At 66.7% G+C, this 16488-nt stretch carries 16 protein-coding genes; 4 read left to right on the forward strand and 12 right to left on the reverse strand.

Features of this window, described 5'->3' with window-relative positions:
• Positions 1-88 precede the first annotated feature (88 nt).
• The 3 genes from QCN29_RS23085 to QCN29_RS23095 form a co-directional block, all read right to left on the reverse strand.
• Positions 89-1330 carry a MoxR family ATPase gene (locus tag QCN29_RS23085; RefSeq protein WP_279930512.1) on the reverse strand — a complete coding sequence of 414 codons (1242 nt, stop codon included), beginning with the start codon at positions 1328-1330 and terminating at the stop codon, positions 89-91.
• 343 nt (positions 1331-1673) lie between these two features.
• Positions 1674-2720: a hypothetical protein gene (locus tag QCN29_RS23090; protein WP_279930513.1), complete on the reverse strand. Its 1047-nt coding sequence runs from the start codon at positions 2718-2720 to the stop codon at positions 1674-1676.
• Between the two features lie 107 nt (positions 2721-2827).
• Positions 2828-3727 (reverse strand): hypothetical protein, encoded by a 900-nt coding sequence (locus QCN29_RS23095; protein WP_279930514.1) that lies wholly within the window; start codon positions 3725-3727, stop codon positions 2828-2830.
• Positions 3728-3999: 272 nt separating this feature from the next.
• Here QCN29_RS23095 and QCN29_RS23100 point away from each other — a divergent pair, with 272 nt between their 5' ends.
• On the forward strand, positions 4000-4452 hold the full coding sequence (locus tag QCN29_RS23100; protein WP_279930516.1) for a LysM peptidoglycan-binding domain-containing protein: 453 nt from the start codon (positions 4000-4002) through the stop codon (positions 4450-4452).
• Positions 4453-4536: 84 nt separating this feature from the next.
• Here QCN29_RS23100 and QCN29_RS23105 read toward each other — a convergent pair whose 3' ends face one another.
• From QCN29_RS23105 to QCN29_RS23115, 3 genes are all read right to left on the reverse strand, one after another.
• Positions 4537-4770 (reverse strand): hypothetical protein, encoded by a 234-nt coding sequence (locus tag QCN29_RS23105; RefSeq protein WP_279930517.1) that lies wholly within the window; start codon positions 4768-4770, stop codon positions 4537-4539.
• A gap of 73 nt (positions 4771-4843) precedes the next feature.
• The gene (locus tag QCN29_RS23110) at positions 4844-5074 is read right to left on the reverse strand and encodes a hypothetical protein (RefSeq protein WP_279930518.1); all 231 of its coding nucleotides are present in this window, start codon (positions 5072-5074) and stop codon (positions 4844-4846) included.
• Positions 5075-5303: 229 nt separating this feature from the next.
• Positions 5304-5822: a hypothetical protein gene (locus tag QCN29_RS23115; protein ID WP_279930519.1), complete on the reverse strand. Its 519-nt coding sequence runs from the start codon at positions 5820-5822 to the stop codon at positions 5304-5306.
• A 1232-nt stretch (positions 5823-7054) separates the two neighbouring features.
• On the opposite strand from QCN29_RS23115, the gene QCN29_RS23120 reads away from it, so the two are divergent.
• Positions 7055-7459: an ATP-dependent DNA ligase gene (locus QCN29_RS23120; RefSeq protein ID WP_279930542.1), complete on the forward strand. Its 405-nt coding sequence runs from the start codon at positions 7055-7057 to the stop codon at positions 7457-7459.
• 415 nt (positions 7460-7874) lie between these two features.
• On the opposite strand, the gene QCN29_RS23125 is transcribed toward QCN29_RS23120, so the two are convergent.
• On the reverse strand, positions 7875-9788 hold the full coding sequence (locus tag QCN29_RS23125) for a helix-turn-helix domain-containing protein (protein ID WP_279930520.1): 1914 nt from the start codon (positions 9786-9788) through the stop codon (positions 7875-7877).
• A gap of 819 nt (positions 9789-10607) precedes the next feature.
• On the opposite strand from QCN29_RS23125, the gene QCN29_RS23130 reads away from it, so the two are divergent.
• Complete coding sequence (locus tag QCN29_RS23130) at positions 10608-11069, forward strand: hypothetical protein (RefSeq protein WP_279930521.1); 462 nt, start codon at positions 10608-10610, stop codon at positions 11067-11069.
• On the forward strand, positions 11070-11834 hold the full coding sequence (locus QCN29_RS23135; protein WP_279930522.1) for a hypothetical protein: 765 nt from the start codon (positions 11070-11072) through the stop codon (positions 11832-11834).
• Between the two features lie 53 nt (positions 11835-11887).
• Here QCN29_RS23135 and QCN29_RS23140 read toward each other — a convergent pair whose 3' ends face one another.
• From QCN29_RS23140 to QCN29_RS23160, 5 genes are all read right to left on the reverse strand, one after another.
• Positions 11888-13078, reverse strand: coding sequence for a cytochrome P450 family protein (locus tag QCN29_RS23140; RefSeq protein WP_279930523.1), 1191 nt, complete (start codon positions 13076-13078; stop codon positions 11888-11890).
• A gap of 374 nt (positions 13079-13452) precedes the next feature.
• Positions 13453-13632 carry a hypothetical protein gene (locus tag QCN29_RS23145; protein ID WP_101401362.1) on the reverse strand — a complete coding sequence of 60 codons (180 nt, stop codon included), beginning with the start codon at positions 13630-13632 and terminating at the stop codon, positions 13453-13455.
• A gap of 673 nt (positions 13633-14305) precedes the next feature.
• The gene (locus QCN29_RS23150; protein ID WP_279930525.1) at positions 14306-14794 is read right to left on the reverse strand and encodes a hypothetical protein; all 489 of its coding nucleotides are present in this window, start codon (positions 14792-14794) and stop codon (positions 14306-14308) included.
• A gap of 78 nt (positions 14795-14872) precedes the next feature.
• Positions 14873-15001: a hypothetical protein gene (locus QCN29_RS23155; RefSeq protein ID WP_279930526.1), complete on the reverse strand. Its 129-nt coding sequence runs from the start codon at positions 14999-15001 to the stop codon at positions 14873-14875.
• Entirely contained in the window at positions 14998-16296 is a 1299-nt protein-coding gene (locus tag QCN29_RS23160) for a replication-associated recombination protein A (RefSeq protein ID WP_279930528.1), read from the reverse strand. The genes QCN29_RS23155 and QCN29_RS23160 overlap by 4 nt, the downstream gene beginning before the upstream one ends.
• Between the last annotated feature and the right edge of the window lie 192 nt (positions 16297-16488).

Raw genomic sequence — 16488 nt, forward strand, 5'->3', positions numbered from 1 at the left:
ACAAGGCAGCGGCAGAGCGCCGCCGGCGGTGGGGGGTTGCAGCAAGGACGGCAGCCCGCCGCAGTCCCCACCACCGGTGAGCGAGCGATCAGAGGAAGGCCGAGAGGACCGGCTTGGCCTGGTTGACGATCGGAGCGTCGATCTCCATGAAGGCCTCGAGGTTCTGGCGGTCGATCTGCTGGCTGGTCACCATCTCGATGAGTGTGCGCGTGTGCTCCGGCTCGATCTGGGTGATGGCCTGGGCCAGCTGCTCGATGAGGCGGGCGTTGTCCTTGCTCTCCTTGAGCGCGTACAGCAGCGACCCGGACTTCTCGTTGTCGGTCAGCGTCACGATGACCGCGGCCATGTCGGTCATGGTCGCTGCGGCCTTCAGGCTCTGGTAGCAGTTCGGCTTCGGGACGTTCACCCGGTTCTGCTGCACGCCGCCGACGTTGTTCGCCAGGTCCTGGGCGATGGTGGCCACGAGCTGCGTGGTGAACATGGTGTCCCCGACGTAGGCCTCGATGGCCTCGTTCAGAAGTGAGGTCTCGCGGTCGCCGATCTGGATCGGGGTGGCCAGGTACTGCGCCAGCTGCTGCGGGTCGGCCGCGTTGAGCCACTTCGACAGGTTGTCGATGGTGCGCGGCGTGGTGAGCTGGTTCATCTCCTCGCCGCCGTCGAACAGATCGGCCATCGTGACGTTGCCGTTGTCGTCGTCGTCCTGGCCGTCGGCGACGATGGCCTCGGGCGTCGACTTCTGGAAGATGAGCCCTGGGTACTGCGTGAGCACCGTCTTCACCCAGGGGTTGATGTTGTCGCCGAGGACGGACATGAGGGTGGCGGCGTCGGGCTCGACGTGAAAGATCGCGAAGCGGGACAGGCTTGCCTCGTCGAGCGAGGTGACGTTGCCCCTGTCGTTGCCGGCCACGACGATGCGGACGTTCTTGGGCAGCTCGACGTACCCCATGCGGCGCAGCGTGACCAGGGTCAGCGCGCCGGAGGTGACGTCGGAGGTGGTGCGGTTGATCTCGTCGAGGAAGAGGATCGGCCACTCGCGCGGGTTCTTCTCGGCGTAGTCGATGCACTCCTGGATCACCTGGTGCGGGTAGAAGACCTGCTTGTAGCTCTGCGTGCCGTCGTCCTTGGTGTACGGCACCAGGCGCGCACCGGTGAGGTCGGCCTTGTCGGCGAGCTGGTTGCACGGCAGCGTGAATGCCTGCGTGCCCATGGAGTAGGCCAGGTCCTCGACGAAGCTGGACTTGCCGATGCCGGGTTCGCCCATGAGAGCGGGCGTCGCGCCGACCTCAAGGGACTGCTTGATGAGGGTCGTCAGGGTGTCGTTGAACTTCATGTCGACGTCTTTTCTGTGCGTGGGCAAGGAAGAGAGGGACAAGAGATGTCGGAGGACGGCGCTGCTGCTCTCGGCGTCGCCGAGGCTGCATAGGCCGTGAACGGTCCTGTGGCGCGGGCTGCGCCGTCGGAGCCTGGCGGAGACCTGCACCCCCGCCATGGGTGGCGATGGAGCCCCGCTGCACATCGCCACCCGATCGCGCTCCGCGCGATCCAGCACTGTCCTCCACCTGTGCTCGGCCGCGCCGCAGCACCGGTCACCCACCCCACCCGCTGCCGGAGGCAGCAGATGAACCAGGAGCAGAAGCAGCAGCAGGAACAGGCACAGGCACAGGCACAGAGCGTCAGTTGGTCGACGAGGAACGGGCCTCGCGGTCGGCCACGAGCGCAGCCGCCCGGTCGAGGAGGAAGGGCCGGCCGTTGCGCCGCTCGCTGTGTTTGGGGCGCGCAGGGATGACATCGACCGCCGCCTTGTAGAGCAACCACGCGGTGTCGCCCGTCGAGTACTCGACGCCGAGGGCGCTGTAGGCGCGCAACTGCGTCCGCATCCAGCCGTAGAGCGAGGCGAGAACCGAGAACTCCCAGCGGGACATGTCGTGGTTGAAGTCGCCGGGATCCCGCAGCTGATGGCGTGCACTGGCCACGGCCTGCTCGACGATCGCCTGCGAGTACGGGATGTCGGGCATGTCATCGGCGGTGTCGACCGCCGATGCTGAAGCACCGGAGCTCTCGCTGGCGTTCACGGCCAGCTGCGCGTAGACGTCCTCGATGGAGGCGAAGGCCGGCACACTGGTTGCTGTGTTGACGTGAGCGACGATGCGATCGGGCACCGGCTTGCGGGTGAAGGTCGACCAGTGGTCCAGGAGCAGCTCGTACCAGCCGTGTTCCTCACGCAGGACGCGCTTGCCAGCGGCTACGGGGAAGTCGTGGAAGTTCTTCGGCAGCGGCATGACGAGATGGAAGCCCTGGCCGGACATCGACAGCTCCGAGTAGAGGATGCCCGGCAGCCGCAGCAGGTCTGTGGCCACTCCTGGCGGGCAGTCGGCCTCGATGTCGAGGACGAGCAGCCCGTCAGTCTGGGCCTGGAGGTAGAAGGCGGTGTTCGCGGCGTTCGGTATCGCCGCGGTGAGTTCGTCGAGGGTGAGCAGGCAGGTCTCGTCCAGGGCGAAGGCTCCGCGCAGTGGGCTGGCGTGCTTGCAGCTGGACGTGCAGCCGGCGAGCAGGTGCCGTACGTCGATCGGGGCCTTGCGCTTCGGCGGCTTGGTGGGACCGTCGGGGGCCTCTTCCCCGATCCGTCCGGAGATGGTCCACCGACAGGCACTGGCGAGAGTGCGGATCGCGGGGTTGCCGTAGAACTGCGGGAACCAGGCATGGGGGTCGGCTGGAGTCATCGTGGGACGCACGCTTTCGGTCGGAGGCGTCAGGAGGGGAAGAGAAGGACAGGACCCCCGTACTGCACGGATGCGAGTACGGGGGTCTCATCGATGGTCAGCGTGGATCAGCCCTGGTAGGTGATCCCCGCCTGCTGGGCCGGGCTGGAGCCGTTCCAGGGGTCGGTGGCCACGGGCGCGCCCACGGCCGAACCGGCGTCCTTGAGGGAGGCGTTCTCGGCCTCAAGGCGCGCGAGCTTCTGCTCCAGGGTCTCCTGCTGGGCAGGAGCCGGAGCTGCGGCCGCAACAGCAACCGGAACAGGAGCAGCAGCGGCGGGCGCAGCCACGGCCACAGGTGCGGACGCCGGTTGGGGGGCCGGGAAGGACAGGCCGTCCTCGACCTCGGTCGCCACCGGGGCGGCGGCGGCAGGGGCAGCGCTGGCAGGAGTGGCCTGAACGGGACGCGGCGTGCCGTTGAGCACGATGCCACGCGCAGCCAGCTCAGCCTGGTCGATGCCGCCGGCCTTGTAGTAGCGCGGCGCCTCGTGGACGATCACCTGCTCGAGGGCCAGGCCTCGGTTGTTGAAGTTCTTCGGCTTGTAGGTGCGCAGCACGAGCGTGACGTCGAGGCCCTGCGCGAGCTCCTGGCCGGACTCGTCCCGGTCGTAGGTGCCGTCGCCCTTCGAAGAAGGGATCGCGATGACCGGCAGGGTGCTGCCCTTGGAGTCGATGGAGTAGTTGGGTCCGGTTTCGGGCCGCTTCGGGGAGTCGTAGCGGCGCTCGGAGACGAACTGCTCTTCGAGGGTGGGGTTGTTCGGATCGGCGAACTGGACCTCGGCGTGAATGATCGTCGCGGTGGTGTGCGGCTTGCCGACGGGGCTCATCCCGTTCTTCGTCTTGCGCTGGTCGCTGGCAACGAGCTCCCCGCCTTCGATGAGGCGGGCGAGTACGGCGAAGCCGAGCTTCCCGCGGATGAAGACGTTCTTACCCTCGGTGATCTGGCTGGCGGAGACGGAGTAGTTGGCCATGGTGATGCGGTTCCTTCGTTCGGTCTGGCGGTCGGTGACTCAGGGATCCATTGGGGGGGCTATCAGACAGGATTCGGACTGCCATCCAATCCCTTATTATATCAACTTCTGTTCGGATATGAGTAGAATGTCAACGCCAAACATGAATGGTTGTGTGCGCTATTTGCAGAGGAGTCGGGACAGGGATGACGGCTACGATTCAGAGGCCAGTGGGGACGGCGTTGAAGCCGTCGGCGCAGACGAGAGCAGCTGCCGGGAGTCACGCCGGCCCGATGGGCTTCGGCAACGGACCCGTCATCGCCGCCAGCGTCATGGCGGGCGGAGCGGCGCTCTTCGCCGGATGGGGCCTGACGCAGCTCGCGACGTCCGACGGCGGCTTCATCCAGGCACTGCAGGGCCATCACGCCCCGGTCGAGGCACCGGTGCATCCCGGCGAGAAGAACGCCGGAGGCGGCAGCGCCCAGCAGCCGAGCGAGGGCGGCACGGGGAAGCAGGACGAGAACGGGGCGAGTCAGGATCCGACGCCGGGGCGCGGCGACGAGGACAAGCCCAACGGATCGGGTGCACCGGCCGAGGCGAAGCCGTACACCATCAGGCCAGGCGATACGCTCACCGCGATCTCGGGGACGACGGGGGTGCCGATCGGCATCCTGGTCGAGACGAACAAGATCCAGAATCCGGATCTCATCTACGCGGGGGCCTCGCTGCTCATCCCGCCGGTGTGACGACCCGGCAGGGCGGCACTGCCGCCTACCGAGCCTGATTCGATGCCCTGAACGCCACGAGGCGGTCAGGGCATCGTCGTCTTCTCAGGCGGAGGACTCTGCTTCCCGGCGGGCCTGCACGTCCATCAGTCGCGTGCGCAGCTGCTGCAGCTGCTCGACCTCGTCGTTCATGGACCGGATGTCATCCGGCGCGTAGTCCTGCGGGTATTCGAGCTTGTACTCGCTGAGCAGTTCGATCTTCGCATCGACGAGATCGAGCGCTGTGCTCAGATCGAGGACGTCGTCCAGTGTGAGCCCGGAATCGGCGGAGGCGGTCATGCTTCGGTCCTGGGCTCTGCCACCCAGTCGTTACTCGAGGTCGGGGGATGGTTCTGGATGTCCAGCCAGCAGTTCATCGCTTCATCCTGGTCGGCGACGCCGTCTGCGTCTGCAGGGCCAGAAGCGTGATCCACCCGGTGGGGACGAGGGTCGCGATCTCGAACTCGGTCGGGTCCAGACGCTGGACGACACGGTAGAGACTTCCCTCAGGGGCCTGCCAGATCGTGGTCTCGACGTGGGAGACGCCGACGCGACTGCTGTGGAACTTGACCGTGAGGTCCTCCATGCTCAGCGGTTTGCTCATGGTTGCTGCTCCTGGACGTCGAAGGTGCCGAAGACGAGCTGCGTGGCCCCGTAGGGCTCACCGCGAGGCGTCACCCGGGACCGGCGTGAGCCGGTCCACGGCATGTCTCCCCGCAAAGCACTCGGCCTGGGTTCGACGCCCGGATCAGCTGTGCTGGTCCCCTCCCCTGTTGCGAAAAATGCAGCACTGTAACAGCGTCAGAGATCAGACGGTACGAGGTCGTGGTCTCTCACGCCGCATCAGTGTCATCGGACTCACCCCGGCCAAACAGGAATCCACGGACGTCACCGTTCTTCATCATGTCCTGCAGATGCGCCAGGAACACCGCGCGCTGCGTGGCCCGGCGATCGGCCAAGGAGTCGTACTCGCGCAGTACCTTCAGGTTGACAACCCAGCCGTTCTCGCGAGAGATGGCCTGGTCAAGCTGCGAGTCCGGCACGACGTCCATGCCGGTGAAGTCGTGGTCGAACTCGGGTGCGATGTCAAGGTGTTGATTCGGCTCGTCGATATAGAGCGTGTCGACGCCGACCTGCTGGCCAGCCTTGTCGAATGCCCTGAGGAACACACGGTCCGCCCTGGTGGTGTTGTTGACGTGGACCGCTGCAACGTTCGTGTCACCGATGAAGCTCGTCTGCTCGAACCGCTCGTACACGCGGGCACGAGCGTCATGACAGCACATGATGCGCCGGGCTTCGTTGAAGCCTTTGAACTCGTCAGAGTTGGACGCTTCTGGGTGGGGGTGGATCACCGGTGCGCTCCTTCATATACGAGATCCGGGAGGTTTGCGATGCCAGGGGGCGTATTGGCTACGACACATGCCTCGAAGCAGCGAGCCACAATCGTTCTTCACTGCGGTGCGGCAGGAGCAACTGCTGGGAGCTCGCCTCGCTCCTGCTGCGCGCCGCTCGCTCGGGGGAAGCAGATCTTCCCCGAGCGGAAGGGCCGGCCATGGATCTGATAAATCCGTGACCCGCTCGGACGCGCCGTCGGGCGTGGCCGGGTGCTAGCCGCTCAGCCCGGCTGCGCCGAGGTCCTTCGTACGGTCCGGCTGGGCCAGGAGCATCGGCGGTGAGCGGTCACTGTGGTGCGCGGTGCCGGCTGGTCCGTCGCGTGCTTGGAGGACATGCAGTTCGCCCCGTCTGGCTCGGGGAGCCTTCTCTCATGAAAGTCCAGCGGCCGCGCTGTTCTCACGCCGCGCACTGATCTATTCTGAGCACCGCCGAGGTGCTCGAACAGGCCGGTGGAAGGCCCCAGTGGTTCGTCAGATTTGCTGGTGGTGACTCTGCTGAGAGTCGTTATGTACAGGCCCTGGCAGGGGCCTGGTTTTGTACTGGCGAGAGGGGGTGCCGAGACGGTGGTTGGAGCCACCCTCTGGTGCCCGCCTCTTGGTGCATGCGGCGCGTTCATTCCCGCTCACCGGGCCAGCTCGCCGCTGGCCTGTTCGGCTTCCCTGCCGGCGAGTTCGGCTTGTGCCTCACTCGTCCGGTGGTGGGGCCGGGCTTGCATCGGCAACGCTAGGCATATACTGCGGGCGATGCCATTTCGCCGGTGCACAAACTGACCATTGACACCTGTTGGCATTGCACCAGTCGGCCGCGCGCCAGCGCGGAAGTGCACCTTCCTCATGACGGTCGTGTCGGGGGTGCACACACCCCGGTTCCCGGCATGGCTCATCCGGCACTTGGCAAACTTTGTATCACATTCACAACACCACGCTTCGACGGGCCAGTTGGTCGACAAAGCGTCATTCCGCCGGTGGACCTTTGTGATCTCGGCGTGGTGAGTTTGTCCCCTCTCGACGAGCCAGTTTCCTCGTGTCCTCCTTGGGTCGGTGAGGGGTTTGTGGTAGCCCCTCTGATGTAATCGAGCTTCCCGCCGAGCCGATGCCGGCGACACCCCTCGAGACGTTTGCCCTCCCGTTGAATTGGTTTGCCGAACCGAAATGGGACGGCTTCCGGGCCTTCGCAGCGCGGGCTGATGATGGTTCCTCGGTGCTGCGCTCGCAGGGACGGTGAGCTGGCCGCGGCCTTTCCCAAGATCACCGAAGCCATCGGCCGGCTGGACCGCTCCGTCGTCTTCGACGACGAACTGGTCGTGTGGGAGGAGACCAGGCTCGCGTTCGAGCGGCTCACACAGCGGCTGCACCGACGGGGTGCCGCCGCGCAACGTGCCGCGGCCATCTGGCCGGCTCACTATGTTGCCTTCGACCTGCTCCATCTGGACGGCCGAAGCCTGCTTGAGCGTCCCTACGTCGAAAGGCGGTGCGCGCTGGAGGACTTGTTCCGGCGGAAGGGCCTCTCGGCGCCCTGGACGTTGTGCCCGTCAGCTATCGGCCAGGGGCGCACTCCTGGCGGAGGTTCCGCGTGCGCGACACCCTCGAGATGATCGTCGATGCGGTCACCGGAGCGCCACGCCGCCCCGGGATCCTGCTGCTCGGCCGGCACGACTCGGAGGGACGACTGCGATATCCGGGACGTACAAGCGTCTTTGCCGGCCGCCCAGGCCCGAAGTGCGGGCGGCTTCCTACGCCCGGTGCAGACGGATCACCCGTGGGCCGGGCGGTCCTTCTCTGTCGGTTGGGGATCACAGCAGAAGCTGAAGGTGTCGCTGGTCGTTCCGGAGACGGTCGTCGAGGTCAGCGCGGATATCTCCCGGGACGCTCGAGGCTGTCTGCACCACCCTGTTCGGTTCGTGTGGGTACGAGCGGACATGGCCGTTGCCGAGGTGCCACCCTTCGAGGTCCGCAGGCCGGAGAGGGGAGATGAAGACCGGGAGCCGCGCCGGGCGCTGGCGGCGACGGTCAGCAGGCGACCACGGACAAGCCCGGACGATCTGAGCGCAGATCAGGCTGGCCCGTGACGACGTGCAACGAGAACTGGAGATCGCGCACGCCGGCGAGGGTGGCCAGGTCGCGCTGCATGTGGCCTTCCAGGGCGCGCAGGTGGGAACGGACCGTGACCTCGGAGAGGCCGAGCGCGCGGGCCGCGGGCTCGACATGGGTGTCGAACGTGAGCCAGGCGAGTGCCGTGGACACCAGGTCGCGTCTGTCCGCCTGGACCGGCCGGACCAGGGTCTGTGCCCAGGCGCACACTTGGGGAGTGCCTAACAGCCGTGCTAGGGATGGCGGTTCCGAACCCGTCAGCTGCGGCGAAGCGGACATCTCCCGCTGCGTGACCAGTTCCATGGCCAGGGCGACGGCGATGCGGTCACTGATGGAGGCGAAGTCCATGCGCAGGAGCTCGGCAGCTCGTGAGGCGCGGCGCATGACGGTGTTGCGGTGCAGGCGCAGCCGGCGGGCGGCCACCGTGTACGGGTAGGCGAGGGCGGCCGGAAGGGTCTCCCGCATGGACTCCCACTGTGTCTCATCGTGCATCAGCGGGTTCAGCAGTCGGCGGGCCCACTGCTGGGCTTCTGCCTGTGGCAGGAGGCTGACGAGGTCGGAGCCGTGCACGGACAGGGCCACGGAGTCCGGCTGGAAGGCGGCGAACCTCTGCGCGGTGATGGCCTCGTTGAGCGCGTCGGCGAGCAGCGTCATGGAGTAGACGCCGCTGCCGCCCAGGGACGAGGGGGGTTCCAGGGAACCCACCAGGCGGGTGAGTTCGGCGGAGACCTCCGCTCCGGTGTCGTCGTCAGAGCGGATCGGATGCACGATGAGTATCCGCCGGTCGTCCCTCGGGTCGGGCACGACGAGGGCCTGCTGTCCGACGGATGAGCTGAAGCTGCGCGCAGCCAGGTCCCGGCCTGCCTGAGGGGTCTCCACAACGAAGACGCGGGTGGTCTCGGGTTCCAGAAGCCCGGGCGCCAGATTGGCCATAACGCGCCGGGCCTTTTCGACCTCGCCGTCCAGCAGCAGTTCCCACGCCGCGCTGCGCGCCGCGTGGGAGGCACCGGAGGCTGCCCGGTACTCGCGGTGCGCCTGGTCCACGAGTCCCAGCAGCTTGGCCGCATGCCGGAGCAACCGCAGGTCGGCCTCGTCGAATGGGGTTCTGCGGAGCACCGCGAGAACGGTGTCCGCTGCCGAGGCCGGGGTCAGCGAGATGAGCTGGGTGTGGGGTCCGGAAAGCGTCTCGGGGAGAATCCCATCGACGGACTGGCGGATGATGGCCTGGGCCAGTTGCTCGGCGGCGGTGGCCGGTGAGGCGGCGAGGACGCGTTCCGGTTCGCTTACCAGAACCTGACAGTCCAGGACCCGGGCAAGCCAGTCCGCGATGCGCTGCATGGCCCGCGCGTCGGCCAGCTGAGCAGGCAACTCCATTACGAGCGAGCTGAGTTGGGCAGCACGGCGCTCGGCGAACATCAGGCGGGCCTGCTGAATCTTCTCATGCATGCCTTCCCAGCGCTCGGCGGGCGCGGACGTGATCAGCAGGGCGATGCCCAGCCGTGCGGCCCGGTCCACGACGGCCGGGGGGAACGGCTGACGCGCCCCTGGAGCGGCAGTGACGGCCAGGCCAGCACTGCCATCCTGGCTCATCCGCTGGAGCAACAGCTCGAGCACCGTGGTGATGCGACCGCGGAGGCGGAAGGGTGACGCGCCAGTTATCAGGACGAGCGAGCCATCGGGCAGAGTCGACGGGACTCCGCCTTCCAGCAGTTGTTCCGGCGTCATCGTCACCACGCCGTTGATTTCCGTGGTCTGGGCACGCCGGGAACCGCTTTCCACGAATGTCAGTTCGAGTTCAGGCTTATCGGTGGGCAGTAAGCCCAGGGTCGGCATGACGCGCTCCTCGGGAGTTGGGACGAGGTCGTGTAGCGCCCCTGGCACCGACGGGCCGGCATGGGCGCGCGGCGATCACGACCTCATGGCTCCACTCCCGTCAACCCGCGCTGCCGACCATGGAGTCGCACCCTGACACACCCGTCCGCCGAGAAGGGGAAGCCGGGGATGTAGCGCAGCCGTCCTCTTGAGGCGGCGCCGCGTCTGGGGTGCCGCCGTGCGGGCGAGGATCCCGGTCGGGAGTCCTCCTCCGGCGCGGAGTGCGCATACCCGGCGAAGGGCCACGCGACGGCGAGGACGATCCGGCAGCCCTCCCCCGGCGGCCACCCTTCTAGACCGAGAGCGGCGGCGGTCAAGAAGCGCACGCGGCATGGTCGGCACTCCGCCGCGCGCACTCTGGCCAGCGTGGTCACTGCTGTTGGATGCCAGCTCCATCGTCAACTCTTCCCCCCTGCCGGTGCAGCGCCAACCTGCAAGCGCGAGCCGCAGTTCGGCAAACACCAACGCCGTATCCCACGCCGTCGCGCCAACTCTTCGGACCACTGGGGACCCAGCGCCCGGGGGATTGTTCCCGTACTACGGACGTTACTTTCAGCAATCAATCCGCTTCACAGGGTTCACTCTCCCTATCGTGATCCTGCCTTGCGCCCCCGGTCATGTCAACTAAAGTACACAGCAACGAACCAGCCCCGACCGAGCGAAAGATCGATACGTGGTGGTGTGCAGTCTTCAGCCGGACAGCTCCCGGGCCCTGTCCGGCAACTCATGCCTGTGCTGAGGCGCAACCGCCGTCCACTGGCGGAGAGACTCAGCGCCCTGATGGCCTTCCATCGGGATGCCAAGGGCCGCGCGTTCTCGTCGCGCACCTTGTCTGCTGCCGTGGACGCACTGCCCGGCGATCACCCGTCGGTGTCTCACGCTGCCATCGCCAAGCTGGCCAAGGGGTCCCAGGACAACCCGACCGTGGGCACCGTCCTGGCGCTGTGCGAGGCTCTGGGCGGCGTTCCGCCCGCACACCTTCTGCCGCACGACAGCTACGGCGATCTGAAGGCCCTGGAAGCCTTCGAAGATCCTCAGGCACGCCGCGTTCTCGCCCTGCTGAACGGCCTTCCACCTGATGAGGTGCAGAACGTCATCACGGACTTGGTACGCCGTCGGGAGGAACTCGGCCTGGAGCCAGTGCCGGACGACGAGACGGCCCAGACGCCGGGCAGGCTCCAGCGGCGCCGGAGTATGGACGACGCCGCACGGTATGCGGCAGATTCACTGGAGGGGCTGTAAGTGGTCGACGGCATAGTCTTCGGGACGTGCACCGTAGCCGGGTTGCTGGTCACGGCACTCTGCACACGGAGGGCCCTGGGTAACGCGCGGGTCTCCACCTGGGCGATCGCCCTCGCCTTCGGGGTGTGCACACTCGGTGTCCTGTGTGCCGTCCCCGCAGTGGCCGACGCACTGCAGGACGTCACGGGCCTACACAACGCCGGCAAGCTGGTGGCCCACATCTGTGCGGTTCTGTGGTGCGCCTTCCTCCAGATCACGATGGTAGATCTGGCCTACCGGCCCGAGTATCTGAAGGCCGCGATGTTCCAGCGCGGCTTCGCAGCCGCAGTGGAACTTGCGATCCTGGTGCCGCTCTTCGTGGCCACGAACCGGCCCGACGTCGAGTTCACGACCGAATACGTCGATGACCCGAAGGTCGCCGCATATTTGCTGATCTACCTCTCCTACGTCCTGGTCACCTGCGCCGAACTGGCGTTCATGTGCGGCAGGACGGCACGGCGCAACTGGGGCATCAGACCGTGGAGCAGTGCCGGATTCGCCCTGTCCTCCGTGTCGGCGGCCTTCGGACTGGCGTACGCCTTCTCCAAGGGCTCCTACATCATCTTCTACACCCTCGACAGTCCCTGGGCGCTGAAGGCCGAGGAGGTGGTGAGCCCCACGCTGAGCGGACTGGCGGTGCTGTTCCTCTTCAGCGGCTTGACACTGCCCATGGTCGGTACCCTGCGCGAGCGGCTCCGCCAGAAGAAGGCGCTGGCCGAGGACTAGCCGCCCCTGCCGGAACGGAGGCCGGGCAGCGGCGATTTCGACGAGTAGCCCGGTCAGGAGGAGGGCCTGGTGCCCCGATAGCGCACCGGCAGATCGAGAAGTCCGCGGGCACGCAGCGACGGTCGCCACCGAGGTTCCTTCTCGGTGAGTTCGAGGTCCTCGAACCGCTCAAGGAGCGCGGCCAGGGCGATCTCGGTTTCGGCTCGTGCCAGGGGGGCGCCCAGGCAGTAGTGGATGCCGTGGCCGAGCGCCAGGTGGCCGGTTGCGTCGCGGCCGAGGTCCAGGCGGTCCGGGTCGGGGAAGCGGTCTGGGTCGCGGTTGGCGGCGGACAGGGACAGCAGGATCGTCTCACCCGCCGGGATCCGGACGCCGCCGATCGTCACGTCCCGGATCGGGAAGCGGCGGATGGCAAGCAGGGCCGGGCCCTCGTAACGGGCGAGTTCCTCGACGGCGGTGGGGATCCGCGAGGGGTCCTTGCGCACCAGCGCCATCTGGTCGGGATGCTGCAGCAGGGCTAGGACCGCATTGCCGATTAGCTGGACGGTGTTCTCATAGCCGGCGAAGAGGATAAGGAAGACCAAAGACATCAGCTCGTCCTCGGTGAGCCGGTCGCCCTCCGTGTCACGCACAGCGATCAAGTCGGTGAGGAGGTCATCGGCCGGCTCGCGCCGTTTGTGGGCCATGAGCTCCGTGAAGAAGTCCAGCATGGCCGCGATGGCCTCCTTTGCGGCCTGGGGGTGGTCCGGATCCGGGGCAATCAGCGCGCTCGTCCAGGCGCGGAAGTCCCTCCGGTAGCTGCCCGGGACGCCAAGGAGATCGCAGATCACGGTGATCGGCAGCGGAGCCGCATACGAAGCGATCAAGTCTGTGGTGCCGTGCTCGCCGAGGGCGCCCAGGAGTTGATCGGCGGTGGCCCGGATAGGGGCGCGCAGGTGCTCGACCCGACGCTGGGTAAACGCCCGTCCGACCAGGCGACGCAGACGCGTGTGGTCAGGCGGATCCATGTTCAGGAGATTGGCGTCCAGAGCCGGCGGCAGGGACAGCCCGCGGTAACTGCCCTTGCGGGCATGCGTCTTGTCCAACGACAGGAGCGGATCGGCAAGGGCGGCGCGAACGTCGTCGAACCGGGTGACGAGCCACGCAGGTTGTCCATCCGTTCCTGTGATCCGGTGCACCGGAGAGGTAGTCCGCAGCCTCTGGTAGACGTCGTATGGGCGGGTCAGCAAATCGTCGGCAGCATCCATGCGTCCACCCTAGGATGCTGTTCCCGCTCGGCTATTCCCGGCTCGGACCTGGCGGCCGGGCCGATGTCCGAGACCCGCCTCGGGCGAGTTGGACGATGCCGTCCCCCATCTTGACCAGCAGCCCGGTAATGGAGCCGAGGCCGCTGAACACGGTCAGGGGGGCTCCAACAACACCAATAGGGCTCTCCAGCTCAGCTATGGCCAGGTCGACCAGCCAACCAGCTTGGGATACGGCGCGTTGCTGTTGCTCGATTCGTTCATGCTTGGTTCCTATGCGACAGCGAGACGGGACGCGGAGGCGGAACTGGACTCGGCAGCCTCGCACTGGCGCCTGAGTTCGGACAGCGGCGGCGGGTAAGCAACGCCGTTGCGGGTCAGGGCTTGCGGTCGAGGTTCACCGTCATCGTCGGCGTCCACTTCTCGATGGGGCGGCGTACGGCCCTGCGCTCCCTGACAGCCTCCTGCGCCAGGCGGTTGGCCTCCTGCGCGTCCGGCGCGTCCACCTCGACCTCGGCGCCGGCGTGAGCATGAAGAAAGACTTTGTACCGGGGCATGCGTTCCTCCAACTGGCCACAGACTGAGCGGGAATACGGCGCGGCCACAAACGGCGCGACAGTGATCTGTAACGGCGCTGTGCAGCACGGGACTTGCTGCTGCCTCATCAGCGTCTCCAACGGCACCCCTCGGGCCCGGCGACACCCCTCCAGGTCATCTCGGACAGGGGGACAAAGTCATACCGGGCCCGGAGGCCAGCGGCCCTCTTGCAGGACCGCGAAGAAGGTAACCGGGGGCGAGCGGGACACGGACGCCGGGCGCCCTCCGACCACTCGGCGTCGGCCCAGAACTGCCCGGCGCGGAATTCGATCCCCCGATATGAGGGGAGGACATATCTCGGTGCTAGCACCGAGCCGGGCCGCCTGTCAGATGGGAGCTACCGAACGTATCGGCGGTAGAACATCATTCCGCATCATGGGGAAACCCTGAGCTGTCGATGTTCACCACGAATGCGCCGCGGAATGCATGGTCTTCGAATTCCCTTAACAAGACCCGGTACTTGGGCTGGTCCTTACGCATGCGCATCTTCATCTGGCGCACGCAGTACTCGGCAATCGGATCGGATTCCTTGCATCACGGCTCGGCTTGAGTTCTACGTACCGGTCTGCGGTGTCGACCTGAGTCGGGGCCTCATACCGTCGGAGCATGAAGAAGTAGACCGGCTCCGACAGCTCACCTGTCGAGGCCAGCCGGCTCACGGGTGACCACACACACCTTGTCGTAGCAGAGCGGGTCTCGGCTGCCGTCCTCGAAGACGAGCGCGTAGCCGGTCACCGGTGAGTTCGGCACTACTGTGGCGAGCCGCTTGAAGGCGAAGTTGTACGTGTGCGCGGGCTGGAGGACGCCTCGGGCCTCGTCCACCCCGTGCGGGTCGTGGCGCCAGTACGCACGGCAGACCAGCTTGCCGATCAGTTCCCTGCTACGGCAGTACACCTCGTAAGAGGTGTTGATGTACTCGTACGCCCAGCCCTCGGCCACCGCCTTCGCCTCGATCTCCGCATGCCGCCTACGCACACGGTCGTAATGCCGGCTGTCGCTGCACCGTCGGCAGCAGCTCTCCCCGTTCTCCGGGTCGGTGAAGACACCCGGCCCCTGGAAGGAGAACAGCGCGTCCGGCTTGTGTCCGCATTCAAGTATCTGGTGGTGGTTGATGAGTTCCATGCCGCTCCTAGAACGTGACCCGATTGCGGAGCATCTGCAGGCCGTCGTTCGGGTCGACCGTCGACATCTGGTGGCCGTTCAGCAGCGCGGTCGAGTCGTCGTGCTGGATGGCGTCCCGACCGCGAACGCCTCGGGGTCGACGTGGCCATGCCCGTACAGCCCGAGCGCGTTCTCGTCCTCGGCTCGGGTCAACGGTGGTTGGGTCATGGCCTGTTTTCCTGGGTCGTGGTGAGGCTACGGATAGCGCCCAGCCGTTGGCTGATGCTTTGTTCGAAGCCGTTAGATGTCGGCATGTAGTACTGCGTGCCGAGCGCTCGGTCAGGCAGGTACTGCTGGGTGACGACGCCGTGCTCGAAGTCGTGCGGGTACAGATATCCCTGGCCGTGGCCGAGGGCTGCGGCCCCTGGGTAGTGCGCGTCGCGCAGATGCACCGGGACCTCCCCGGTGCGGCCACGCCGCACGTCTGCGAGCGCCTGGTCGACACCGCGGACGACTGTCGGCGACTTGGGAGCCGTGGCGATCGCGACCGTCGCCTGGGCGAGGTTGATCCGGGCTTCGGGCATGCCGATCAGCTGGACCGCCTGCGCTGCCGCCACTGCGATAGAGAGCACCGACGGATCAGCCATGCCGACGTCCTCGCTGGCGTGCACGATCAGCCGGCGAGCGATGAACCGCGGGTCTTCCCCCGCCTCGAGCATCCGGGCCAGCCAGTGCAGGGCCGCGTCGGGATCCGAACCGCGAAGCGACTTGATGAACGCCGAGATGACGTCGTAGTACTGGTCGCGGTCGTAGCGCTGGAGTGCTGCGCCGGTGACGAGCTCGATGGTCCGGGCGGTGACCTCCGTCTCGCCGGCAGCCATAGCCGTGGCGGCAGCCGTCTCAAGGCGGCCGAGAGCCTGGCGCACGTCGCCGGCGGACAGGTTCGCGATCAGTTCGAGCACTTGAGACTCAGCGCTGACGTGGCCATCGAGGTTAGGGTCCTCATTGAGCGCGCGGGAGAGGAGCTTCACGATGTCGGCGGCGCTGACCGGTTTGAGCACCATGAGAATCGAACGCGACACCAGCGCAGCGTTCACGCTGAAGCTCGGGTTCTCGGTCGTCGCGCCGATCAGCGAGATGACGCCGTCCTCCACGGCAGGCAGGAGCACGTCCTGCTGAGCCTTGGAGAAGCGGTGGATCTCGTCGATGAACACGAGCGTCCGGGTGCCGTCGGCGACGATCTCCTTCTGGGCCGCGGCAAGGACCTTGCGCACCTCGGCGACACCCGCCGACGTGGCAGAGAGCTCGACGAAGCGGCGGCTCGTCTGGTGCGCGACGACGCTGGCGATGGTGGTCTTGCCACATTCGGGCGAGCCGTACAAGAGCACTGAGCTCGCGCCGCGGCCGGACACGAGCAGTTCGAGCGGCGAGCAGGGGAAGACGAGATGCGCCTGTCCGACGATCTGGTCAAGCGACGTCGGCCGCATGCGGGCGGCCAGGGGCTGTTGGGTGGTGGTTGGCACTGCTCAGCCCTCTTTCTCGGGGTTATCGCGTTTCTTCCGGGCGCACCGCTCGGCGACCCATTCGGGGGGTGTACTCGGGGCAGTATTGGCTGCCGTTCTTCAGGAAGAACCAGCCGGACTTGATGCAGCCCCATGCGCGCCCGGGAATGGTGACGTCGCAGCCATCTTGCGAGCAGCGTTCGACGGCTGATC

This window comes from Streptomyces chengmaiensis, assembly GCF_029846775.1.
In the GTDB taxonomy this organism is placed as follows: Bacteria; Actinomycetota; Actinomycetes; order Streptomycetales; family Streptomycetaceae; genus Streptomyces; species Streptomyces chengmaiensis.